Below are 22,721 nucleotides of genomic sequence, written 5' to 3' on the forward strand. Positions count from 1 at the left end.
CCGCCATACCTGTCTGCCGCGACCGGCCGGCCTGGTGCGAGATCGGTTGCTGCCCTGCGTGCGCACCCGCGCCATGACCATGTCCCCGCTCCCCGTGCACCGCGCACCCGCGCACACAGGCTTCGTCGCAGGCTGCCGACTCAGCCCGAGCAGCCGGATCGCGTTCACGCTGTGCTGCCGGATACCCGCCACCATCGCGAAACGGTCCTACCGGTCTTGTGATTGCGCATGCTCGGCGAAGGACGGAACGCGCAGGAACAACGCATCAGATTGCCGATTCGGTCAGGGACGGCCACCTTCACGGTTCGGCTGCGCGGAGCATTGACCCTCGCGTCCGGCTGATCGCGGTGCACGCCGCAGGGTGGCGATGCCGCCTTATGCCCAACACGAGCAGTCCCAAAGCCGATTCGGCGCGCATGTTGGGCGTCGGAGCGAAGAGGCTCGATGCGTGCGCCGGTTCGCAAGTCAGCCGCTGACGCGGCCCTGTTCGCGCAGGAGCGCGAGCAGGTCGGTGGTTCGCAGGCCGAGAGTCGTCTTCACCGACCTGATCACGGTGTTGGCCGCGACAGGTGGGCCTTCCGGGTGCCGGGCGACGTCGTGAATCCGCAGGATGCCGTCGCCGGTCAGGACGTCCACCCAGCCTTCGCCGGAGTGGTCGACCCGGACCACGCGGCCGGGGATTCTGCCGGTGTAGACCGGGGCGTCCGGGGCCGGTTCGGCGCGGAGGATGCGCAACGGCTCCAGGCCCAGGTGGGTGGAGGCGCCGGGGTAGGGCGGGGTCAACGCCCGTATCAGACGGTCGATTTCGACAGTCGAGGCGGACCAGGTGACCTCGCCGTCCTCCGGCAGTCGGGTGCAGCCGTACGTCGCCTGCGTGTGTTCTTGTGGTTCACCCTCGTCGCCGGTGAGGCGACGGGCGACGGCGTCCGCGAGTACCGCGCGTTGGCGGGCGTTGAGGCGGTCGTAGAGGTCCGTGACGGTGTCGCGCGGGCCGATGGGGACCGGTTCCTGGTGGAGGATGCCACCCGCATCAAGGCCGGGCGCCATGCTGTGCACGGTGATCGCCGTCTCCGAATCGCCGTTGATGATGGCCCAGTTGACATTCGCTCGGCCGCGACCGCGTGGCAGCGGCGAGTAATGCACGTTGATGAACGGGCAGAGGGAGAGCAGGCGGTCGGGGAGAATGCGGTCGTACGACGACACCACGACGGCGTCGGGGGACTCGTCCACAACCAGAGTCCCGATGTCGGCGATGCGGGTGCCCGGCAGGGTCGCGACACCCAACTTGGCTGCCAGAGCCGTTGTTTCGTCCTCGCCGGGGCGCACGAGTGCGATGACCTGGAAGCGCTCCGCCAAAGCCCGCAGCGCGTCCGCCGCAGTCGGACCGAGGCCGATCAGGACCATGCGCGCCGGGCGGCCGTCAGAGGGCATCGACGTACTCCCTGTCCTCATCGGTCCACAACGCGGTTGATTTCAAGAGGATCTGGCCCACCTTCAGCCCACCGGCCTGCAACCGCACGATCGGCTCCGGGCCGACGGCCGAGGGCAGGACGGCCATGTGGCCGGGGGCGGGGCCTGTCAGTGGCCAGTAGGGAACTCCTCGTCCGGCCAGGGCATTTCTGTCGATGTCTCCCCACACCTGCACGACCACCGCACCGGGCCAGCGTGTGGCGATTCGTTGGGCTTCGTTGCGGCCGATCACCGGGTGTGTCCCGGGACGCGAGGCGATCAGCACGGCGTCGACGTTCTCCGGCGTGTCCACGGTGTCGAGCGATCGGGCGCAGTGCACCTGCGCTCCGGCGCACACCAGGCCGTCCACGATCTCCGGCTCGAACGGATTGTCGCAAACGACAACGAAGTTCGCGCCGTGCACCGCGATCCCGCAATCCGACAGCAGACGCAAGACCATTGCCCGGTGGTGCTCGAACACGCCTATTCGTGGGTGGTGTTCGTTGGTGCCCGCGTGGGCGATGCCGCGCGAGCGGAGCGCGGCAAGGTCGACGTCGCTGCGGCCGAGTCCGATCTCCCACGCCTCGAACATCAGCGGAACGACCGCACCCGGCCCCAGCCGAGCCACGAACTCGCCGTCGATCGGCCGAAGATGGCCGCTGTTGGTGACGATGTCGGCGCCGCCGATCAGCTCGGGCGTCAGCTCGGTGACGATCTCGATCGGATGCCGCGCGTCGGCGAGGCGTCCCAGCGAGCCTGTCAGCGACCGGACTTGGTCGACGGTGCCGTATCGGGTGTCCTTCGTCAGCGCGACCACCCGCGCCCCCGCGAGGGACGCGATGACCGGCGTGACGGCGTACGCCCCGGTCGCCGCCTCGGTGAGCACCACCCGGCCGGTCAGGTCGAGTTCGAGGTCGTCGACCGCTCGCCGGGCCAGTCGCGCGAGGCGGGCGGGTGCGAACCCCGGGCGCTGGTCGTCGGTCGGTGCGGTCGTCGGTCGGGCCGGTCCCACCGCGTCCCCCACGGCGCTGCTCACAGCACCTCCACGTTGTCCGCGGGCCCCAGCGCGCGTCGGCAGTCGAGGATGTACGACGCGTGCTCACGCACGAGTCCGAGGTCCAGGTCGTCGTGGTCGACCAGCAGCACCACCGCGTCGGCGGCCCGTACCGTCTCGGGCGTGAGGGAGACACGCGCCAGCCGCCTGTCGACAGGCTGCGCGAGATCGACATGTGGGTCGACCGCCGCCACCTCCGCGCCGAGATCGAGCAGCAGTCCCGCGATCCGCGTGGAAGGCGACTCGCGGGCGTCGCCGGTGTTCTTCTTGTAGGCCAGCCCCAGCAGCAGCACGTGCGACCCGTTGACCGATCGGCGCCGGGCGTTGAATGCGGCGGTGAGGCGGCGTACCACGTAGTCGGGCATGTGGTTGTTGACGTCGTTCGCGAGTTCGACGAAACGGAAGCTCTGGCCGAGTGTGCGCTGGACCCGCCACGACAGATATGACGGGTCGATCGGCAGGCAGTGCCCGCCCACACCCGGCCCCGGGGTGAACCGCATGAACCCGAACGGCTTGGTCGAGCAGGCGTCGATCGCCTCCCACACGTCGATGCCCAAGTCGTGTGCGAACATGGCAACTTCGTTGACCAGCGCGATGTTGACGTGGCGGAACGTGTTCTCGATCAGCTTGACCAGTTCCGCTTCCTTCGGCGACGACACCGGTACGGTCCGGTCCACCAGCGAGCCGTAGAACCCGTCGATGATCTCCAGCGACGCCGCGTCGACGCCCGAGACGATCTTCGGCGTGTTGACCAGGTTCCACACCGGGTTGCCCGGGTCGATGCGCTCGGGGCTGTAGCCGAGGTGGAAGTCGCGTCCGGCAGCCAGCCCCGACCCCTCTTCGAGGACCGGCCCGACCAGTTCCTCGGTCGTGCCCGGGTACGTCGTCGACTCCAACACCACGGTCGCACCCGGCCGCAGGTAGCGCGACAGCGTGCGGGCGCAGTCCTCGATGTACGTCAGGTCCGGCGCGCCGTCCCGCAACGGCGTCGGCACGGTGACGACGGCGATGTCGAACCCGCCGAGCCCGCGCGGTTCCGCGGTCGCCTTGTAACGCCCGGCGTCGAGCACTTCCCGCACCTGCGCCGACGGGATGTCCTCGACGTACGACTCTCCGGAACCCAGTTGTTTGACGCGTCGTTCGTCGGTGTCGTAGCCGACGACGTCGTGTCCGACCTGTGCGGCGCGTACCGCCAGCGGCAGGCCGACGTACCCCTGCCCCGCGATCACCACTCGCATTGCCGATCCCCTCCCCAAGGCTCCCCCTCACCAACAACCGGCGGATCAACGGGGTTTCGCGGCGATCCGCGACACCGTGAATCCGCCTCGGCGTTCCCGTCGCAGCACGGCGTCGGGGAACAGCCGTTGCAGGTCCGCGTGCCGGACGGACGCCGAGCGCACCCAGTAGCGCGTGGCGGACTGCCGTACCGCCGATGCGAACTCAGGCGTCATGTCCTGCAGTTGGTCGCAGACCGCGGCGTCGTACGCGCCCGTGTGGGCCGTCGGATCGCCGATCACGACGTCGAGCCAGGGCAACACCCGTCCGGGCGTGCCGTGCGAGGACACCACGACGACGCGCCTCGGTCGCACCGGCGCATGCCGCCAGAACTCCTCGGTCCCTCCGAGGTCGACAATGCTCAGCTCGTCGATGTCCGGGAACGCCTCTCGGAACAACTCCCATCGCCGCGCCCGTGTCACCGCGTCGAACTGCGCGACCACCAGCCCCCGCGCAGCGCGCACCGCAGAACGCCACCGCCCCCACACAGCCCCCACCGCCCCACCCCGACAGCTTCGGCCAGGTTATGCGAACAACCGCTCTCAGGCGGGGGTTTCCTCAAGGCTTCCGTCATCGTCCGCCTGCACCACGGCCACCGGGCCCACGCGGGCGGCGGCCGTCGTGTGGGTCAGGACTGCCAGACGAGGGATTGGACCTCGCTGTAGGCGTGGAGGGCGTACGAGCCGCAGTCCCGGCCCACGCCGGACTTCTTGAAGCCGCCGAACGGCGCTTCCATATTGCGGCCGACGGTGTTGATGGCGACGCCGCCGGACCGGATCCGGCGTGCGACGCGGAACGCCCGGTCGACGTCGCCGGTGAACACGTAGCTGTTGAGGCCGTAGTCGGAGTCGTTGGCGATGGCGACGCCCTGCTCGTCGTCGTCGAACGGGATCACGGTGACGACCGGGCCGAAGAACTCCTCGCGGGCGATGGCCATGGCGTTCGTCGCCTCGGCGAACAGGGTGGGTGCGACGAAGAAACCCTTGTCGATGTCCGGGCGTTCGCCACCCGTGACGAGCCTGGCGCCTTCGGACTTCCCGGCGGCGACGAGGTCTTCGACGCGTCCGCGCTGCACCGCCGAGATGACCGGGCCGACCACGACGCCGTCGTCCGCGGGGTTGCCGACCTTGAGGGACCCGGCGTACTGCTCCAGCCCCTCGACCAACTCCGCGTAGACGCCGCGCTGAACGATCACGCGGGTCGGTGCCGTGCAGATCTGACCGGCGTAGAAGCTCCACACCGTCCCGATGCCGGCCACCGCGGCGGCGATGTCGGCGTCGTCGAACACCACGCACGCGCCCTTGCCGCCGAGCTCCATCAACTGCCGCTTCATGTCGCGGCCCGCCGCCTCGGCGATCCTCCGCCCGACCGCCGTCGAACCGGTGAAGCTGACCATGTCGACGTGACGCGAGTCGACGGTCGCCTCGCCCACATCGGACGACGAGCCGGTGACGACATTGAGCACACCCGGCGGCAGCCCCGCCTCTTCGAGGGCCGCGGCCATCCGGTAGACCGCGAGCGGGTCCTGCGGCGCCGGCTTCACGACGCACGTGTTGCCCATCGCGAGGGCGGGCGCGACCTTGCCGGCAGTGTTCGCGAGCGGGTTGTTGTACGACGTGATGCAGGTGACCACACCCACCGGCTGCCGCACCTCCAGCGCGGAGAAGACACCGGCCCGACTGAGCGGCGTCTCTGGCGTGACCTGCGGGTTGACGGCGAATTCGGTGGGCTCCAGCGCGCCTCTCGCGTACCGCTTGAAACGCGAGTACGCCGTGCCGACGTGCATCATCATCGCGGTCTGCGGCGTCGCGCCGGACTCCGCGGCGGCGAGCGCGGGCAGGTCACCGCCCTTGAACAGCAGGTCCGCCGCCTTGCCGAGGATCGCCGAACGCTGCTCGGGAGCGGTCCGCGACCACGAGTCGAACGCCCGCGCGGCGGCCTCGGCCGCGGCGTACGCCTGTTCGACCGACGCCTCGGGCGCCAGACCCACGACCTCCTCCGTCGCGGGATTGACGACCTCGTAGTGCCCCCGCCCCGGCTCGACCCACTCGCCGGCTATGAAGAGCTTCTGCGCCTCGCCACTCATCTTCTGCGTCGTCTCCCTCGCCCGTGGGACGCGTGAACCGGGACGCTGCCATCCGCAATCCGACGCCCCGTCAGATTTCGCGGATCTCATTGGACCGGTTGCACCCCACGCTGCCAAGGCCCACGACCGAATGAACCACCCCCAAACGCGAGTTGGCCGTCACAGCACCCACTGTGACGGCCGACCCGCCGGCCCACGTCAGCCTGCGGACGCGCTCTCGTCGATCCCCATCGGCGGCCCGCTCGCGCTGACCGCCGGGTCGAACCAGCCACGCAGAACGTCGAGATCCCTGCATTCACTCACTCGGCGCTCGTCGTCCGCCGAGAGTTCGAGACCCCGCAGCGCCATGCGGCGTAGCACGGACTCGGCCAAGCCCTCCAAGTACCCCTCGGCGTATCCGGCTCCCCAGTCCGTCGCCCGCCATCCCGGTCGGTCGGGGACCTTGCCCTCCAGAGCCAACCGGTGCGCAATCGAGCGGAGAGCTTGATAGTGCCTGCTGTTGCGTCCGCCGTCCATGTTGATCCGGCGAACGAGCGCGCGGTCCCGCTCGCTCTGGGCGTCAGACACTTCGGCCGTGCTTGCCGGCAGCGGTTTCGGGCTCGGCGAAAAGCTCTCCCGCGCTGTTCACCGACACCGCGCGGTCGATCCAGCGGGCCAAAGTGTCGAGATCCTTGCAGTGGCGCACTCGGCGCTGGTCGTCCGCCGACAGCTCCAGGCCACGCATCGTCATGAGCCGAAGTACGAAGTCGGCCCTTTCCTCGGCCTTCCCTTCGGCCTTGCCCTCGGCCTTCCCTTCCGCCTTTCCGTCGGCCTTGCCCTCCAGGTACTTCTGCTCGGCGAGCGTGCCGCGTCCCGGAAAGTAGCTGCCGTTGCGCATCAGGTCCCTCCAGTATTCGCATGCCGGGGTGTTGTGCAGCCCGACTTCCAGGAACTCCGAGTAGTAGTCGATCGCTTCCCGGTCGGCCCGGCCCAGCGCCTGTGCCAGGGCGTCCAGTATGGCGGTGATTTGACGAGATCGTCCGTGGGTGATGGCGGAGAAGGCGGCGAGAGCGAGGTCGGCTTCGGCTTCTTCCGGCTTGACGACGACGGGGACGTTCTCGGGCCCGAGTACGAGCGGAGTGAGCTTCAATGCTGTCCAGCCGCCGAAGCCGAATGCGAAGGGGCCGCTTGCCCATCTCGCGGTGGCCTGATCCTTGCAGAGGACCAAAAGCAGCACCTCCTCTTCCCTGTATTTCGCCTGGAGGAACGCCTGGTAGTACGCCCAACTGCGTTCCTTGTCCTCGTCCCGGCGTCCCTGTGTTTCGATCGCCAGCAGGAAACTGCGTCTCCCGTTGCAGGGTCGGAGACGCAGTACGCAGTCCACCCGACGCTCAAGCGGGCGAATCTCGGTGACGTCGGCGGACAGGACCTCGATGGACGCGCGTTCCGGGACGGTGACATCAAGGAGGCGGAACACCGAGGTCAGGAGCTCGGGGCGTTCGTGGAAGATCCGATGAGCCGCCTCGTGTTGCGATGTGACCATGAAGGAAACCCTGAGTAATTCCACGATCACAGCATGCGAAACCCGTGCGAGATCACCCTTCCGTGTGGTTTGAAAGCGCTGCTCACGGCTCGCGGGGTGGAACGGCGATGTCAGTAAGCGGCGCGTACGCTGGAAGCGACCCCGGTCCTTCCCAGGCCGGGGCGTTCCGCGTTGGCCGCGCGCCGCCCGTCCGGAGGATTCGCGCAACTCATGAGCCTTACCGGTCTTCTCGATGTCGTCGTTGCCGATCCCGCGCTTGCCGAGGCCACCCGCGCCGCGGCGAGTGGGGGGCGGCCCTACTTGGATCTCGTCGGTCCGCCCGCGCTGCGCCCGTTCATGGTCGCCGCGATCGCGGCCCGCGCAGGGCGTCCCGTGCTGGCCGTCACCGCCACCGGGCGAGAGAGCGAGGACCTGGTCAGTGCGCTGGGTTCGCTGCTGCCGCCGGAGTCGGTGGTGGAGTTCCCGGCGTGGGAGACGCTGCCGCACGAGCGGCTTTCGCCGCGGTCGGACACTGTGGGACGCCGCCTGGCGGTGCTGCGCAGGCTGGCGCATCCCGGTGCGCCGGACACGGTCGGGGGGCCGGTCAAGGTCGTGGTCGCGCCGGTGCGCAGTGTGCTTCAGCCGCAGGTCAAGGGCCTCGGCGACCTGGTGCCGGTGAGCCTGACGGCGGGTGCGGAGGCGGAGCTCGACGATGTCGTCGAGCGGCTTGCCGCCGCCGCGTATGCCCGGGTCGACCTGGTGGAGAAGCGCGGGGAGTTCGCGGTGCGCGGCGGCATCCTCGACGTGTTCCCGCCGACCGAGGAGCACCCGCTCCGCATCGAATTCTGGGGCGACCAGGTCGAGGAGATCCGCTACTTCAAGGTCGCCGACCAGCGTTCGCTGGAGGTGGCCGAGGGCGGTCTGTGGGCGCCGCCGTGCCGCGAGCTGCTGCTCACCCCCGAGGTGCGCGAGCGCGCCGCCGCGCTGCTGGCCGAGCACCCCAGCCTCGCCGACATGCTCGGCCGTATCAGCGAGGGGATCGCGGTCGAGGGCATGGAGTCGCTTGCCCCGGCCCTGGTCGACGACATGGAGCTGCTGCTCGACGTGCTCCCGGCCGGCAGCCACATCCTGCTGTGCGATCCCGAGCGGGTCCGTACGCGCGCCGCCGACCTCGTCGCGACGAGCCAGGAGTTCCTGGACGCGTCGTGGGCCGCGGCGGCCGGCGGCGGCGAGAGCCCGATCGACCTCGGCGCGGCGTCGCTGCGCGGCATCGCCGACATCCGCGAGCACGCCCGCGAGATCGGCGTGCCGTGGTGGACCACGAGCCCCTTCACCGCCGACACCGAGCTCGATGTGCGGCTGGAGGCGGACACCGCGGCCGTCGGCGCGCAGGCGGTGGAGTCGTACCGCGGCGACTCGGCGCGGGTGCTGGCCGACGTCAAGGGCCGTCTGGCCGACGACTGGCGGATCGTGTTCGTCACCGAGGGCCACGGCACCGCGCAGCGGTACGTCGAACTGCTGTCCGGCGAAGGCATCGCCGCCCGCCTCGACACCGATCTGTCCGCCGCGCCCGAGGCCGGACTGGTCCACGTCACCACCGGCCGGATCGAACACGGGTTCGTCTCCGACAGTCTGAAGCTGCTGGTGCTGACCGAGACCGACGTCTCCGGCCAGCGCAGTTCCACGAAGGACATGCGGCGCCTCCCCAGCCGCCGCCGCAACGTCGTCGACCCGCTGCAACTGCGCACGGGCGACTACGTGGTGCACGAGCAGCACGGTGTCGGGCGCTACATCGAGATGGTGCAGCGCACTGTGGGCGGCGCGCAGCGCGAATACCTGGTCGTCGAGTACGCGCCGGCCAAGCGCGGCCAGCCCGGCGACCGTCTGTTCGTGCCCACCGACCAGCTCGAACAGGTGACCAAGTACGTCGGGGGAGAGGCGCCGTCGCTGCACCGGCTGGGCGGCGCCGACTGGCAGAAGACCAAGTCGCGCGCGAAGAAGGCGGTGAAGCAGATCGCCGGCGAGCTGATCCAGCTCTACTCGGCGCGCATGGCCGCCCCCGGGCACGCGTTCGGCGCCGACACCCCGTGGCAGCGCGAACTGGAGGACGCCTTCCCGTACGCCGAGACCCCCGACCAGCTCTCGTCCATCGAGGAAGTGAAGGCCGACATGGAGAAGTCGGTCCCGATGGACCGGCTGATCTGCGGCGACGTCGGCTACGGCAAGACCGAGATCGCGGTGCGCGCGGCGTTCAAGGCGGTCCAGGACGGCAAACAGGTCGCGGTGCTCGTGCCCACGACGCTCTTGGTGCAGCAGCACTTCTCGACGTTCGCCGAGCGGTACGCGCAGTTCCCCGTCAACGTGCGCGCCCTGTCGCGCTTCCAGACCGACTCGGACGCCAAGGCGACCCTCGAAGGTCTCGCGGACGGCAGCGTCGACCTCGTCATCGGCACGCACCGGCTGTTCTCGCAGGACACCCGCTTCAAGGACCTCGGCCTGGTCATCGTGGACGAGGAGCAGCGCTTCGGTGTCGAGCACAAGGAGCAGCTCAAGAAGCTCCGCGCGAACGTCGACGTGCTGACGATGTCCGCGACGCCGATCCCGCGCACGCTGGAGATGGCGGTCACCGGCATCCGCGAGATGTCGACGATCACCACGCCGCCCGAGGAGCGGCACCCGGTGCTGACGTTCGTCGGGCCCTTCGACGACAAGCAGATCGCCGCCGCGGTGCGACGCGAACTCCTGCGCGAAGGCCAGGTGTTCTACATCCACAACCGCGTCGAGTCGATCGACAAGGCGGCGGCGAAGATCCGCGAGCTGGTGCCCGAGGCCCGCGTCGCGATCGCGCACGGGCAGATGAACGAGAACGCCCTCGAACGCGTCGTCGTCGACTTCTGGGAGAAGGAGTTCGACGTCCTGGTCTGCACGACGATCGTGGAGTCGGGCATCGACATCTCCAACGCCAACACCCTGATCGTCGAGCGCGCCGACAACTTCGGGTTGTCGCAACTGCACCAGTTGCGCGGCCGGGTGGGACGCGGGCGCGAAAGGGCGTACGCGTACTTCCTCTACCCGCCCGAGAAGCCGCTGACCGAGACCGCACACGAGCGGCTGGCCACCATCGCGCAGCACACCGAGATGGGCGCGGGCATGTTCGTCGCGATGAAGGACCTGGAGATCCGCGGCGCGGGCAACCTGCTGGGCGGCGAGCAGTCCGGGCACATCCAGGGCGTCGGCTTCGACCTGTACGTGCGGCTGGTCGGCGAGGCGGTCGCGGAGTACAAGGGCGACCAGGCCGAAGAGGTGCCCGAGGTGAAGGTCGAACTGCCGGTCGACGCGCACATTCCGCACGACTACGTGCCGGGGGAGCGGCTGCGGCTTGAGGCGTACAAGCGCATCGCGGCGATCACCTGCGAGGACGACATCGCGTCGGTACGCGAGGAACTGACGGACCGCTACGGCCCGTTGCCGGTACCGGTGGAAAACCTCCTGGAGGTCGCGAAGTTCCGGGCCCATGTGCGCAAGGCCGGGCTGACGGACGTGACGTTGCAGGGCAACTTCGTCCGCTTCGGTCCGGTGGACCTGCGCGAGTCGCAGCAGCTGCGCCTCCAGCGTCTGTACCCGAAGACGCTGGTGAAGTCGGCGGTGCACCAGATCCTGGTGCCCAAGCCGATGACCGCGCGGATCGGCGGGCAGCCGCTGCGCGACACCGCGCTGCTGGACTGGGCGCGGGACCTCGTGGACGCGGTGATCCTGGAGCCGATCGCCGCGACCCGGTAGCAGCCACCGCCTCGCGGACAGCCCCGGCGCGGTCGGCTTCGGCCGGCTCGCCGGGGCGAAGCGGCAGGCGCACGCGGCCGGGCGCCCCACGCCGGCGCGCGCACCTGTCTGCTCTGCCGTGCACATCCGCGTCGGCCGCGCTTGCCGCGCGTGCGACACACGCGCTCGCGTACGTCAACACGTGCTCACTCCCGCGCCCGCCCAGGCCCGCCCACGCACTCGCCCGCCCACGCCCTCGCCCTCGCCCGGGCAGGCGCACGCCCGTGCCGGTCGAGGCCTGCTCATGCCCGCGCCTGCCCGGGCCCGGCCGCCGGGTCGACGCGCGCACCCGCGTTCGCGCACGCCATGCCTTGCCCAGGCCCGCGCACGCACGCACCCGTGCCTGCCGCTCCGCGCCCGCCCCGTCCGGCTCCGTGTTTGCCGTGCTCGCCGCTCACATTCGCCCTCGCCGTCCTCGACGCGCGGGACCGCGACCGAGCCGTTCGGCGTGAGCCGTACCGCCGTGCACACGAATCGAGGGAAAACCCTTGCAGAAAAGTGATATCACTTTGCTAACCTCGTGGTGTCAGGTCGACCCTTGGAGGAACCATGGCCGATGCCGAGAACCCCCCTGCCGAGCCGCTTGTCGAGATGCCCGCCCCGCAGGTCCGTGAGCGTGTCGTGCACGGTGCCGGCGGGATCCCCGCCCTTGTGGTCGGCTTCGTGCTCCTGGCCGCGGCCGTCGCGATGTTCTTCCTGTCCGCGACGTTGCACGGCGGCGGGCGCGTGCTGCTGATCATCGCGGGGATCGTCGTCGTCCTCGGTGCGTTGTTCGGTCTGTTCGGGCTCACCACCATCGCGCCCGGGCAGGCGCGTGTCATCCAGCTCTTCGGCCACTACCAGGGCACCGTGCGGCACGAAGGGCTGCGCTGGGTCAACCCGCTCACCGACCGCACCAGGGTGTCCACGCGGATCCGCAACCTGGAGACGCAGACCGCGAAGGTCAACGACTTCGACGGCAACCCCATCGAGATCGCCGCCGTCGTCGTGTGGCAGGTGCAGGACACCGCGCAGGCGATGTTCGAGGTCGACGATTTCGAGGAGTTCGTCGCCATCCAGGCCGAGACGGCCGTCCGCCACATCGCCAACAGCTATCCGTACGACAACCACAACACCGACGGCCTCTCGCTCCGCGACAACGCCGACGAGATCACCGCGAAGCTCTCCGCCGAGATCGGTGTGCGGGTCGAGGCGGCAGGCGTCCGGGTCATCGAGTCGCGGATCACGCGCCTGGCGTACGCCCCCGAGATCGCGCAGGCCATGCTGCGCCGCCAGCAGGCCGGGGCCGTCGTCGCGGCCCGCACGCGGATCGTCGAGGGCGCGGTGGGCATGGTCGAGCTGGCGCTGCACCGGCTGGAGGAACAGCACATCGTCGACCTCGACGACGAGCGCCGCGCGGCGATGGTGAGCAATCTGCTCGTCGTGCTGTGCAGCGAGCAGGCCACCCAGCCGGTGGTGAACTCGGGAAGTCTCTACCAGTGACCGGACGCTCATGACGGAGCGCAAGAAGATCCTGCTCCGGCTGGACCCCGCGGTGCACGACGCGGTGGCCCGCTGGGCGGCCGACGAACTGCGCAGCACCAACTCGCAGATCGAGTTCCTCCTGCGGCGTGCGCTGGCCGACGCGGGCCGCATGCCGAGTAACGCGGGCCGTCCGGCGCGCCGGGGGCGACCACGCAAGCGCACCGACGAGGAAGAACCGGACGCAAGCGTGGAAACGCACACCGAGGGGCCCGGCGAGCGTGCCGACGACGGGGAACGCGCCGGTGACGACGGCGCGGACACCGACGGGCCTGGCGGGGGTGCCGACGACGAGGGACGCGCCGGTGGCGGCGGCGCGGACTAGCCGTGTCGGCGAACCCGCGTCGTGTCAGGCCGCGTTGCGCGGTGCCGGGCCGCCGGCTCGGTTTGACGACAGGACCCAACGAAGCGGAGGCGGCGATGTCGCTGGAGACGCTGGTGGCGGGGGTGGCCGCGGTGCTCGCGGGCCTGGCGACGATGGCGGTGTCGACCCCCGGACGGTCCGACCGGCACGACCTGTCGGCCGCGCCGGATCCGACGAGCCGGGCGGACGCGCGGCGGACCGGCGGGACCACCGACGAAGAGGCGCGTGAGGACACGCGGCCTGACCCGCCGGCCCACGGCGAAACGGAGGCGGACGATGATCGAGTTGAGCGAACTCTCCCTCGCACAACGGATGTTCCTGCTGGCCTACGATCCTGCCCGCACGCGTGTCGCGGGCCGCGACAAACTCGGGCTGGTGCTGAATGCCGCCGCGCTGCAAGGGCTTCTTGACGCGGGATTCCTCACCGACGACGACGGCAGGGCGGCTGCGGCCGGCGCGCGCGGAGCCGTCCCTGACGACCCGCTGGAGGCGGCGGTGTACGCCCGGATCAACGAGTCCGGGCGGCGCCGTACGTGGCGGCACTGGGTGCGCAAGGCCGAACAGCGTGCGTTCGGAACGGTCCGCGACGAGCTCGCCCACCGCCGCGTGCTGCGGCTCAGCCCGCAGCGCTTCCTCCTCGTCTTCCCCTACCAGAGCGTCACGCTGCGCCACCCCCGGCTGCGTACCGAGGCGGTGGGCGACGTGCGCGACGCCCTGCGGGTGACGCTCGTGCCGTCACGCGTGCCGAGAGAACACGCGGTGAGCGCGGTCTTCGCGCACGTGAGCGGCATGCGTACGGTGCTGTCGTGGCGCGAGCGGCGTGCGGCGAACGCGCGGGTTGCCGAACTCTCCGTGCTCGTGGGGCCGTTGCCGACGGCGCTGCGCAAGGCGATCCGCGACAAGCAGTCGAGTCAGAGCGGGGTCTGACGTTCCGCGGACGGTGCCTCGCGGTGTCCGGCGACTGCGGGGCGAATGCGGACAGATCAGTCGCATCCGGTCGTGGAAGGTTTCGCAGATGAGCGCTGTTTGTCCGAAACCGATCGGTGACGTGCCGTGAACTTGGGAAAGTTCCGGGCGTCGCGGCGTGCCCGGCCGTATCTTTGATCGTTGGTCATGGGTCACACGCAATGCCGCCGTACCAGCGCCATCGAACCTTGGGAGTTCGTGTGAGTCGCACGTCGCGTTCCGTCCCCGCACTCGCCCTCGCCGCCGTTCTCGCGGGCTTCGTCCTCACCGGCTGCTCGGACGCCAAGTCCGGCGCCGCCGCGGTGGTCGACGGCGACCGCATCGAGATCTCCACCCTCAACTCCCTGGTCGAGCAGGCCGCCGACGCCCGCGAAAGCGTCGGAGCGGAGCCGGTGCCGGGCGTCGAGGCGAGCCAGGAGGAACTGACGTCGGTGCTCACCGACAAGGTCCTCGACGAGGCCGCGCGCCGCGCCGGCGTGACGGTCACCGCCACGGAGATCGCCCAGGCCAAGCGCGACTGGGCGGCGGCGAACCCGGGCACCGCGATCGAGACGCTGCTCGCGCGGCAGGGCGTCCCGGCGTCCCAGGTCGAGCACTTCGTGCGCCGCAGCGTGCTGATCGACAAGCTCATCAAGGCCGCCGGCCAGGACCCGCGGACCGAGGCCGGGCAGCAGAAGGTGGTCGAGATCTTCCGGACCACCGCGGAGAGCATGGACATCAACGTCAACCCGCGGTACGGCGTATGGGACCCCGCCGACGGCCTCGTCCCGACGACCTACGGCTGGCTCACGCCGAATCAGATCGCCTGACCCGGCCTCGGACCGGCTCACAGGATCACGGGACGACCGCTGTCGTCAGCCGTCTCGTTTCCGCCCGTGATCCTGCCCGTGATCCTGCCTGGCCCGGCTCAGCCTCTACCGTGATCCCGTGAGCGACCACGAGACCCACCAGGCCCCGCCCCGTCTGATCCTCCTCACCGGCACGCACCGGGTCGCCCCCGGCCTGCTGAGCTGGCCCGCCTGGCACGTGCTGCGCGAGACCGCGGCCGCCGGCGGCCAGGTACTCACCGGGGAGGCGAACCACCCGCAACTGCCGTACGTGCGCGAGGCGGGCGTCGATGTCACCGTCGTCGGCGCGACGCCCGCCCCCGCGCTCGCCCGGCGGCTGATCGCGGACGCGCGTACCGTCCCCGTGCTGTGGCTGGCCGGTTCCGACGGCGACCCCGAGCTCGGCGCCGCGCTCGCGCAGGCGGCCGCGGTCGGCGGCCCCGACGACCTGCCCGCGATCGAGGTCGTGCCCGGCTCGTGGGACCTCCCCGGCGCGCGCGTCCTCGACCTCGTCGCGGTCATGGACCGCCTGCGGTCGCCGGGCGGGTGCCCGTGGGACGCCAAGCAGACGCACGAGTCGCTCGTGCGCTACCTGGTCGAGGAGGCGTACGAACTCGTCGACGCGATCGACTCCGGGGACCGCTCGCACCTGCGCGAGGAACTGGGCGACGTGCTGCTCCAAGTCGTCTTCCACGCCAGGGTCGCCGAGGAGGACCCCGACGACCCCTTCACGATCGACGACGTGGCGGGTGGCATCGTCGCCAAGCTCATGCACCGCCACCCGCACGTGTTCGGCGATGTCGTCGCCGAGACCGCCGAACACGTGGAACGCAACTGGGAGGAACTGAAGGCGACCGAGAAGGCCGAGCGCGAATCGGTCGTCGACGGCATCCCGCTCGGCCAGCCGGCCCTGTCGCTGGCCGGCAAGGTGCTGTCCCGGACCCGCCGTGCGGGTCTGGACGTTCCGGTCCCCGGGACGATCGCCGAACCGGAACGCGTCGACGCGGACACCATCGGCGCGCTCCTGCTCGCCGTCACCGAACTGGCCGGACGCCACGACATCGACGCCGAAACCGCCCTCCGCGCGGCGGCGCTGCGCCACCGCGCGGCGGTACGCGCCGCAGAGTCGGCGGCGCGCACCTGACCCGCACAGGGCTCAGGTCTCGAACTCGCCCAGCCAGGAACGCTGGAGGAAGTGCTTCGGCAGGTAGCCGGACTCCACCTCGATCGGGAAGCCCGCGTCGTAGGCCAGGCACGTGATCGCGAGCGGACCGAGGGCGACCATCCCGCTGACGGTGGCCGCGCGTTCCTCGTCCGCCGTCCAGTACTGCCGGTGCGCCTGGAGTGCTTCCACGAGAGCCTGGTTGAAGCCCGCGTGGTCCTTGCGCACGAACTTGTGGAACAAATTGATCGGCTGGTAGAGGATCTTCTCCAAAAGCTCCTGGTCGGTGTCCGTCGCGACGTTCGGGTACGACGCCTCGATCGCCGCCACCAACTTCTCGACCAGGCCCGGGCGTTCGAGCCAGTACGCCTGCAACGCGTCGACCCAGTGGTAGGCGTATTCGTCGTAGCGCACCTCGGCGCCCCGCAGCACGTCGAGCGGGACCTCGGCGAGCCGGGTCATGCGGGCCTGGTCGCGGCACACGATGGCGAGCCAGAACGCCGTGAGCCAGTTTCCGGCGTCCGCGTCGTGTGACGGGCCGGCCGCCGGGATGGTGTGCATCTCGTGGGCGATCCGGCACTCGACGGTCTCACCCGAAGGAGCGGTCGCCGAGGCGAACAACGCGGACGAGACCTGCATCGCGGTGACGACGGCTTCCCACGACTCCAGCAGTGAGCCGGTGGGGTTGAGCGCCAGGCGCGCCTGAAGCGCCATGACCGCGGTGTCCAGCGCGCGGTTGCCCGCCGTCGGTGATCGCTCGAAATAGCCGATGTCGTCCACCAGCATCGCTTCGAGGGCCTTGGCGTAGTCCTCGTCGGCCGGACCCGGACCGTCGTGTCGGGGTACCTCGACAGCCACCGCGTTCTCCCGTCACCCGATGTCGAATTTGCCCATGGTGTAGCCACCATACGTACTGCCGTCGGGCTTGCCCTTCACGACGACGTAGTCCAGTTTTCCATTGGCGAGGGCGGCCTTCAGCTCCCCGACGAGCTTCGTCTCGCCTCGCTCCATCATCTTGCGGAGGATGTCGTCGAAGTACGGCCGTGTCCCCTGCGAGACACGGGGGCCCTTGGGGATGTCCCGGGCACCCAGCGGGGTGTTGGTCGAGCTCTTCGCCTCGATCACCACGTACCGACCGTCCTCTGTCTTCCAGACCTGGTCGAACTGGTGATTGCCGTTCTTCGGACCCAACAGCGTCTGCCGGGTGGAATTCGGGTACAGCTCCTCGACCATCTGGCGTGCGGCACTCTCGCCGAACGCCTCGGCCGCGTCCCTCATGGCGGTGGTGGCGGCACCGCGGTTCTTCAGCGCCTGGTCGAGCGCGGCGGCGTTCTCCGGTGACGGGTTCGCCTTGTAAGCCGCCTCCGCGTCGGCCAGTTCCTGCTTCCTGGTCTGGAGGTCGTCGATCGCGGTCTGGCGTTTCGCCGCCGCCGCGTCGAGGTCCTTGAGGGCTTCCGGCGAGTCGACCTTGCCCGGTGTTCCCGACGCCTCGTCGAGGAAGGGTTTCGGTTGAATGGGCGCCGGGCGGTCGGAGGCCAGTTGCCAGAGATTGGTCTCGTTGTTGAACCTGATCTGCGGTGCGCCCTCGTCGATCGACCACCGGTGGCCGTCGCTGCGGTAGTACTCCAACGGAGGCGCACCCTCGTGGTTGGCGCGGTTGACCCAGTACTCGTCCCACGTCCGCTGCTGTGCCGTGGTGGAGGCCTCGTCGGGCTTGGGCGGCGGCGGACCCTCCGGGTCGGTGCCCGGTCGGAAGCTGTCCCCGGGCCCACCGGCGACGTCGTCGGCCGGGCCGCCCGTCACGTCGTCCGCGGGCCCCGCCGTGACATCGTCGCCGGGCGTCGGTGTCGGGTCGTTCCCCGGCCCCGTCAGGTCGTCCGTCAGCGTCGTTCCCGGCGGAAGGTCGCCGGTGGGGGGCAGGTTGTTGCCCGGCCCGGTCGGCAGGCCGTCGCCGGGCACCTGGGATCCACCCGGCGGCACCCCGTCGCCCGGCACGCCGGAGCCCGGGGTCGGCGTCGTGCCGCCGGGCGTCTCCGGAAGACCATTGCCCGACGGCGGGACGAGCTCCGCCGTCGGTCCCGGCGGCGCACCGCCGCCCGGCATGTTCGGTACGGCACCGCCCGGCACGTTGGGCACCGCACCGCCGGGGAGGTTGTTCGGCACTCCGCTGCCCGGCAGCCCGTCGCCGACCTGCGCGGTGACCTGCGTCGGCGTCTGGTTCGCGCCGACGTTGACCAGCTCGGGCGGTGTGCCGTCCAGCAGCGCCCGGTCCGCCGCCGACAGTTCGACGGGGATCGTCTCCGGAGTCTGGTTGATCCCCTCGGGCAGTTTGAGGGTGCCGTCGGGCAGGAGCGTGCTGCCGTCGGGCAGCCGCACGGACCGGTCGGGCAGTTCGACGGCGTTCGTGCCTGGCGGCAGCTCCGGCAACGGCCTGCCTGCCGGCGGCAGTTCGATGTTGTCGGGCAACCGGAAGGAGCCGTCGGGCAGTTCGATGGCCTTGAGGGCGCTGAGGTCGACGAGTTTGCCGGTGACCGTGCTGATCTTCGTCAGCCCGTTCATGCCGGCGCCCAGGCCCTTGGCGATGTAGGTCATCGGGTCGATGACGGTGCCGACCTTCGCCGCGACACTGACCGCGCGGGTGGCGGCGCTCGCCCCCGACGCGGTGCCCTTGACGGCGGTTCCGGTGCCGAGCGTGGCGACGGTGGTGACGACGTTGAACGTGACCAGCCCGGCGGCGCGGGCGGGGTTCTTGCTCCATTCGTCCCACGCGATCAGGGACTTGCCGACCGCGAGGGTGGTGTCGAGGCTGTCGTTGACCCAGTTCTTGATCGGCCCGGGCAGGTGGTCCTTGGTCGCCATGACGAGCGGGAAGGCCAGCGGGACCGCCAACAGCGCCAGACCGGTGGCGAGTTGGCCCAGGCCCTTCCAGGCGGCGCCGAAGTTGTCGCTCCACGGGTTGAGGAGCGTGCCGAGGCCGGTGAGGGTGCCCCAGATGCCGTCGACGATGATGCCGTCCCACACGAAGCTCTTGAGGTGGTGGCCGATCTCGTACCAGTGGTGCTTCTCCTCGACGGCCTTGCCCCACGGGGTCTCGCCGGCCTTGCCCATGTCCTCGACGGACATGCCGTACATGTTCTCGCCGCCGCTGCCGTCGTCGACCTTCCACTGCGTGCCGCCGACGAGGGCGGTGATCTTGTTGGCGGCGGTGCGTTCGGCGGCCCAGAACTCGGCGACGGTCGTGGAGATGTCCTTGATGAGCTGGTTGTTGCGTTCGACCTTGTCGCCGTCGTACTGCCACTCGTCGTCGTCCTTGATCTCGGCGACGAAGTCGTTGGCGTCGGTGCGCAGTTGGTTGAGGCGGGTGACGATGGGGGTGATCTCGTCGGCGTAGGCCGACAGTGCCGAGCCGACTTGTTCGAGCTGGTCGGCGAACGTGTCGGCGCGGGTCTGGACCTTCGCGGTCGTGGCGAAGAGCTGGTCCGCCTCGGGGGCCTTGTAGTGGCTCTCCAGCCCGCCGAACCGCTCGTGGATCGTCGCACCGGTGGTGCGGAACGTCCCCGCGTCACCGGTCAACGCGCCGTGGTCGGTGTCCAACTGGGCGAGGTTCCCGGTGTACTCCGGAATCCCCGACGGGTCCACCCGCTCCGGCTCGTCACCCATGGCTCAGTCCTCCCCCGCGCCCTTGGGCAGGTCGATCTTCGGCTCCTTGAGTGCGGCGGCCTGCGCCTTCTCGGCCATCTCGATGTCGCCGTTCACGTAGGCCACCGTGGCGTCGGACGCCCCCTGGATCGACGCGGTCGCGCGCGCGACGACGTACGCGATGTCCGCCTGCGTCTTCTCCGCGAACTCGGCCAGCGCGGCACCCACGAGGCCCGCCTCGGGCCGCTCGCCCTCCTGCATGTACAGCGTGCCCGCGGACTCCGCGGCGCTCTGCAGGTGGCCGGAATACCCTTTGCCCCAGCCCTCGATGCCCTTCGCGGCCTCGATGGTGGTCTCCAGGACGCCTCGCACGCCCACCGGATCGATGTCCCACGCCGACATCTTGCGGACCCCCGCTCACTCGTCGATGGTGCATACCCTCGCGGCTCAGCCGATGCCGTCGACCGCGGCCTTCGCGCGGCTCAGCGTCGACTGGGCCGTGCTGTCGTTCGTTTCCAGCGTCGACTTCAACAGGCCGATGATCGTGCGGACTTCGTTAGCCGCGGTGTTCCAGCGCTGCTCGACCCCGTGGTACTGCTCCGACACGCCGTCCGCCTGGAAGTCGGACATCGCCGACTTCACCTGGCTGTCGCGGTCCGAGATGACCCGCTCCAACTGCGAGATCACGCCGGTCAGATTGGTCTGCGCGTCGCCGGACGCGCCGATGTCGAAGCTGCGCCGGTCGCTGTTCGCTCCCATTTATCCACGCCTCCCGAAGACTCAGCGCGCGCCGAAGCGGGCACCGTCGAAGTTGGCCGCACCCATGGCCTGATTGGCGTTGTCCGCGGTTTCCTGCTCACCGCCGGCGAACGCCTGGTCCATCCCGGACTGGCCGCCGAGAATCGCGCTGAGGGCACCGTTGAGCGCATTCGTGATCTCGTCCGAGCGCGCCTTGAAGGAGTCGTACGCGGCCTTGCCCGAGCCGTTGAACTTGCCCTCCAGCGGCTCGGCGGCGATGAGCAACTGCCTGATCAGCGTGCCCAGATCGGTGCTCGCACCCTGCGATTGCCGTACCAGCGTTGACAGGGTTTGGTTCCCCATGTCGAACTTCATGTCCGTCCGGGCCTCCTCACGTTGTGGCCTGCCCGCGGTTGTCGAAATCCGTTGATCGACGGCCGCGTTGCGTTCACTCTCCCGATACGCTTTATCCAGTTCGCGTATCCAGTTCAGCGCATACTGGCCCTCCGGGACCAAGGGAAACCCCTCATTCCGGTTGTTTCGCAAGTGAATTCGAGGGCTCGGGGGAAGGGGAGACGCGTGGCCCGGGACTACGACAGCCAACTGCTGGAATCAGTGGCGGTACGCCGCCGCCGACTCCGCGACGCACTGCTGTTCGGGTCACAGCGGATTCGGCGCAGCCTGGAGGAAGGACTCGGAAGGGTGTTCGGCGGCATCGCCCTGGCCACCGTGCTCTGCGCGGGCTGCGTAGGCTGGTCGTTCATCGCCGAGCAACGCGCGAAGGACGACAAGTCGCCGGGGCAGCCGACTCCTTCGCCACTCGTGCCCGTTCCGGCGCCGGCGGTGCCGCAGCAGACCGGCGCCGCACCCCCGCAATCCGGCGCCGCGCTCCGGCCGCATCCCGCCCCGCCCCCTTCGCCCTCGACCGCGCCGCCGTCGCCGGCCCTTGCCGTGGGAGTGTCCGCAAGATGACAAGCACCACCCGGTCCCATGCCGCGCTGAGTCGGGTGACCGTGGTGGGGGAGCGCCGGCGCATCGACCTGCTGCTCCCCTCCCAGGAACCCGTCGGCCACCTGCTGCCCGACGTGCTGCGCATGTTGGAGGAGCCGCCCGGCACCACCCCCGGCGTTCGACGCCTCGTCACCGGGACGGGCGCCGTCCTCGCCCCCGACGACTCGCTCGCCTCCGCCGCGATCGCCGACGGCGCGGTCCTGCGCCTCGTGCACCGCCGCGAGACCCCGGCCGCGCCCGTGGTGCACGACGTCACCGACGAGGTCGCCGAGGACGTCGACACACGGCGCTGGCGCTGGGACGACCGGATCCGCAACGCGACCGCCGGCGTCGCGGCCGTCGCGCTCGGCGTCATCACCGCGTCGCTGGCCCGCAGCTGGTACGGCTCCGACGACGTCGGCGGCTGGCTCCTCGGCGTCGGACTCGCCGCCGCCGCCCTCGGCGCCCTCGCGTCGCTGCTGCGCAACCGCGAGCTCGGCGGGGTCCTGATCGTGCTCGGCGGTGCCGTCGGGGCCATGGGCGCCTGGTCGTCGACCGGCGGATCGGACCGCGCGCGCCTGGCCGCGATCGGCGGCGCGGTCGTGCTCGTGCTCGTCCTGTCGGCGGTCTTCACGCCGCTCGGCCGCGGCGGGCTCGTCGGCGCGGGCGTGTTCGCGCTGCTCTTCGGCGGCTGGGAGGCCGGCGCCGCGACGATCGACGACGTGTACCGGCTCGGCGCCGTCATGGGCACCGTCGCGGTCCTCGCCCTGGGCATCCTGCCGAGGTACGCGGTGATGGCGGCCGGTCTGACGCGCCTCGACGACCAGCGGTCGGGCGGTGCCACGGTCAGCCGCCACCAGGTCGACACCGCGCTGGCCGCGACCCACCGCGGGCTCGCGCTGGCGACCGTGGCCGCGGCCGGATGCGTTGCCGTGGGCGGGTGGTTCGCGCTGCGCGAGGTCAACGGCTGGACCGTGGCGGTGGCCGCGCTGCTCGCGGTCGTCGTCATGGCGCGGGCGCGCGCGTTCCCCCTGGCCGTCGAGGTCGCGGCGCTGCTCGCGGCCGGAGCGGTGCTCGCCGTACGCCTGTGCGTCGTGTGGGCCGACCAGCCGGACCGGTCGCCCGCAGGCCCGCTGGCTGTGCTGTGCGGTCTCGCCCTCGTGCCGCTGGTGGTGTTCGTTGTCCGCCCGCCCGACCACGTGCGGGTACGGCTGCGGAGGTTCGGCAATGTCGTCGAGACGCTGGGGGTCGTGGCACTGATCCCCGTCTGCATCGGCGCGTTCGGAGTCTACGGGCGGCTGCTGGACACGTTCTGAGGCTTCTTGACGAC

At 70.4% G+C, this 22,721-nt stretch carries 19 protein-coding genes and 1 pseudogene; 8 read left to right on the plus strand and 12 right to left on the minus strand.

Annotated features, from left to right (window positions below; genetic code table 11):
* Nucleotides 1-465: 465 nt before the first annotated feature.
* The 7 genes from ACRX5W_RS04230 to ACRX5W_RS04260 form a co-directional block, all read right to left on the minus strand.
* Nucleotides 466-1,431 (minus strand): methionyl-tRNA formyltransferase, encoded by a 966-nt coding sequence (locus ACRX5W_RS04230; protein ID WP_436786510.1) that lies wholly within the window; start codon nucleotides 1,429-1,431, stop codon nucleotides 466-468.
* Nucleotides 1,421-2,485: a hypothetical protein gene (locus tag ACRX5W_RS04235; protein ID WP_436786511.1), complete on the minus strand. Its 1,065-nt coding sequence runs from the start codon at nucleotides 2,483-2,485 to the stop codon at nucleotides 1,421-1,423. The genes ACRX5W_RS04230 and ACRX5W_RS04235 overlap by 11 nt, the downstream gene beginning before the upstream one ends.
* Entirely contained in the window at nucleotides 2,482-3,741 is a 1,260-nt protein-coding gene (locus ACRX5W_RS04240; protein WP_436786512.1) for a nucleotide sugar dehydrogenase, read from the minus strand. The genes ACRX5W_RS04235 and ACRX5W_RS04240 overlap by 4 nt, the downstream gene beginning before the upstream one ends.
* 45 nt (nucleotides 3,742-3,786) lie before the next feature.
* Nucleotides 3,787-4,242, minus strand: a complete 456-nt coding sequence (locus ACRX5W_RS04245; protein WP_436786513.1) for a hypothetical protein — start codon at nucleotides 4,240-4,242, stop codon at nucleotides 3,787-3,789.
* A 164-nt stretch (nucleotides 4,243-4,406) separates the two neighbouring features.
* On the minus strand, nucleotides 4,407-5,864 hold the full coding sequence (locus tag ACRX5W_RS04250) for an aldehyde dehydrogenase family protein (protein ID WP_436786514.1): 1,458 nt from the start codon (nucleotides 5,862-5,864) through the stop codon (nucleotides 4,407-4,409).
* Nucleotides 5,865-6,062: 198 nt separating this feature from the next.
* The gene (locus ACRX5W_RS04255; protein WP_436786515.1) at nucleotides 6,063-6,431 is read right to left on the minus strand and encodes a hypothetical protein; all 369 of its coding nucleotides are present in this window, start codon (nucleotides 6,429-6,431) and stop codon (nucleotides 6,063-6,065) included.
* Nucleotides 6,424-7,386, minus strand: coding sequence for a hypothetical protein (locus ACRX5W_RS04260; RefSeq protein ID WP_436786516.1), 963 nt, complete (start codon nucleotides 7,384-7,386; stop codon nucleotides 6,424-6,426). Before ACRX5W_RS04260 ends, ACRX5W_RS04255 begins: the two co-directional genes overlap by 8 nt.
* 210 nt (nucleotides 7,387-7,596) lie before the next feature.
* On the opposite strand from ACRX5W_RS04260, the gene mfd reads away from it, so the two are divergent.
* The 6 genes and pseudogenes from mfd (at nucleotide 7,597) to ACRX5W_RS04290 (ending at nucleotide 16,006) form a co-directional block, all read left to right on the plus strand.
* Nucleotides 7,597-11,145, plus strand: coding sequence for a transcription-repair coupling factor (gene mfd, locus ACRX5W_RS04265; protein WP_436786517.1), 3,549 nt, complete (start codon nucleotides 7,597-7,599; stop codon nucleotides 11,143-11,145).
* Between the two features lie 588 nt (nucleotides 11,146-11,733).
* A complete protein-coding gene (locus ACRX5W_RS04270; RefSeq protein ID WP_436786518.1) occupies nucleotides 11,734-12,666 on the plus strand; it encodes an SPFH domain-containing protein in 933 nt (310 codons plus the stop codon).
* A 10-nt stretch (nucleotides 12,667-12,676) separates the two neighbouring features.
* Nucleotides 12,677-12,889: pseudogene (locus tag ACRX5W_RS04275) on the plus strand (hypothetical protein); the annotation flags it as partial.
* 456 nt (nucleotides 12,890-13,345) lie between these two features.
* A complete protein-coding gene (locus tag ACRX5W_RS04280) occupies nucleotides 13,346-13,996 on the plus strand; it encodes a GOLPH3/VPS74 family protein (RefSeq protein ID WP_436786519.1) in 651 nt (216 codons plus the stop codon).
* Nucleotides 13,997-14,235: 239 nt separating this feature from the next.
* Nucleotides 14,236-14,844: a SurA N-terminal domain-containing protein gene (locus tag ACRX5W_RS04285; protein ID WP_436786520.1), complete on the plus strand. Its 609-nt coding sequence runs from the start codon at nucleotides 14,236-14,238 to the stop codon at nucleotides 14,842-14,844.
* Between the two features lie 118 nt (nucleotides 14,845-14,962).
* On the plus strand, nucleotides 14,963-16,006 hold the full coding sequence (locus ACRX5W_RS04290; protein WP_436786521.1) for a MazG family protein: 1,044 nt from the start codon (nucleotides 14,963-14,965) through the stop codon (nucleotides 16,004-16,006).
* A 12-nt stretch (nucleotides 16,007-16,018) separates the two neighbouring features.
* On the opposite strand, the gene ACRX5W_RS04295 is transcribed toward ACRX5W_RS04290, so the two are convergent.
* Genes ACRX5W_RS04295 through ACRX5W_RS04315 form a run of 5 tightly spaced genes read right to left on the minus strand, consistent with a single transcriptional unit; the run spans nucleotide 16,019 to nucleotide 20,776 of the window.
* Nucleotides 16,019-16,882, minus strand: a complete 864-nt coding sequence (locus ACRX5W_RS04295; RefSeq protein ID WP_436786522.1) for an immunity 49 family protein — start codon at nucleotides 16,880-16,882, stop codon at nucleotides 16,019-16,021.
* Nucleotides 16,883-16,894: 12 nt separating this feature from the next.
* Complete coding sequence (locus ACRX5W_RS04300; RefSeq protein ID WP_436786523.1) at nucleotides 16,895-19,684, minus strand: hypothetical protein; 2,790 nt, start codon at nucleotides 19,682-19,684, stop codon at nucleotides 16,895-16,897.
* A 3-nt stretch (nucleotides 19,685-19,687) separates the two neighbouring features.
* Complete coding sequence (locus ACRX5W_RS04305; protein WP_436786524.1) at nucleotides 19,688-20,065, minus strand: DUF6507 family protein; 378 nt, start codon at nucleotides 20,063-20,065, stop codon at nucleotides 19,688-19,690.
* Between the two features lie 45 nt (nucleotides 20,066-20,110).
* Complete coding sequence (locus ACRX5W_RS04310) at nucleotides 20,111-20,422, minus strand: pore-forming ESAT-6 family protein (protein WP_436786525.1); 312 nt, start codon at nucleotides 20,420-20,422, stop codon at nucleotides 20,111-20,113.
* 21 nt (nucleotides 20,423-20,443) lie between these two features.
* A complete protein-coding gene (locus tag ACRX5W_RS04315; RefSeq protein ID WP_436786526.1) occupies nucleotides 20,444-20,776 on the minus strand; it encodes a hypothetical protein in 333 nt (110 codons plus the stop codon).
* A gap of 204 nt (nucleotides 20,777-20,980) precedes the next feature.
* On the opposite strand from ACRX5W_RS04315, the gene ACRX5W_RS04320 reads away from it, so the two are divergent.
* Both ACRX5W_RS04320 and eccD read left to right on the plus strand, forming a co-directional pair.
* Nucleotides 20,981-21,373 carry a hypothetical protein gene (locus tag ACRX5W_RS04320; protein WP_436786527.1) on the plus strand — a complete coding sequence of 131 codons (393 nt, stop codon included), beginning with the start codon at nucleotides 20,981-20,983 and terminating at the stop codon, nucleotides 21,371-21,373.
* Entirely contained in the window at nucleotides 21,370-22,707 is a 1,338-nt protein-coding gene (gene eccD / locus ACRX5W_RS04325; protein WP_436786528.1) for a type VII secretion integral membrane protein EccD, read from the plus strand. The genes ACRX5W_RS04320 and eccD overlap by 4 nt, the downstream gene beginning before the upstream one ends.
* Nucleotides 22,708-22,721: the final 14 nt, after the last annotated feature.

It is taken from the genome of Yinghuangia sp. YIM S10712 (assembly GCF_051388935.1).
Lineage (GTDB): Bacteria > Actinomycetota > Actinomycetes > Streptomycetales > Streptomycetaceae > Yinghuangia.

Coding starts and splice junctions, on each gene's coding strand:
- ACRX5W_RS04230 (WP_436786510.1), bottom strand. CDS start 1,431: ATGCCCTCTGACGGCCGCCCGGCGCGCATGGTCCTGATCGGCCTCGGT.
- ACRX5W_RS04240 (WP_436786512.1), bottom strand. CDS start 3,741: ATGCGAGTGGTGATCGCGGGGCAGGGGTACGTCGGCCTGCCGCTGGCG.
- ACRX5W_RS04250 (WP_436786514.1), bottom strand. CDS start 5,864: ATGAGTGGCGAGGCGCAGAAGCTCTTCATAGCCGGCGAGTGGGTCGAG.
- ACRX5W_RS04260 (WP_436786516.1), bottom strand. CDS start 7,386: ATGGTCACATCGCAACACGAGGCGGCTCATCGGATCTTCCACGAACGC.
- mfd (WP_436786517.1), top strand. CDS start 7,597: ATGAGCCTTACCGGTCTTCTCGATGTCGTCGTTGCCGATCCCGCGCTT.
- ACRX5W_RS04270 (WP_436786518.1), top strand. CDS start 11,734: ATGGCCGATGCCGAGAACCCCCCTGCCGAGCCGCTTGTCGAGATGCCC.
- ACRX5W_RS04280 (WP_436786519.1), top strand. CDS start 13,346: ATGATCGAGTTGAGCGAACTCTCCCTCGCACAACGGATGTTCCTGCTG.
- ACRX5W_RS04300 (WP_436786523.1), bottom strand. CDS start 19,684: ATGGGTGACGAGCCGGAGCGGGTGGACCCGTCGGGGATTCCGGAGTAC.
- ACRX5W_RS04305 (WP_436786524.1), bottom strand. CDS start 20,065: ATGTCGGCGTGGGACATCGATCCGGTGGGCGTGCGAGGCGTCCTGGAG.
- ACRX5W_RS04310 (WP_436786525.1), bottom strand. CDS start 20,422: ATGGGAGCGAACAGCGACCGGCGCAGCTTCGACATCGGCGCGTCCGGC.
- ACRX5W_RS04315 (WP_436786526.1), bottom strand. CDS start 20,776: ATGAAGTTCGACATGGGGAACCAAACCCTGTCAACGCTGGTACGGCAA.
- eccD (WP_436786528.1), top strand. CDS start 21,370: ATGACAAGCACCACCCGGTCCCATGCCGCGCTGAGTCGGGTGACCGTG.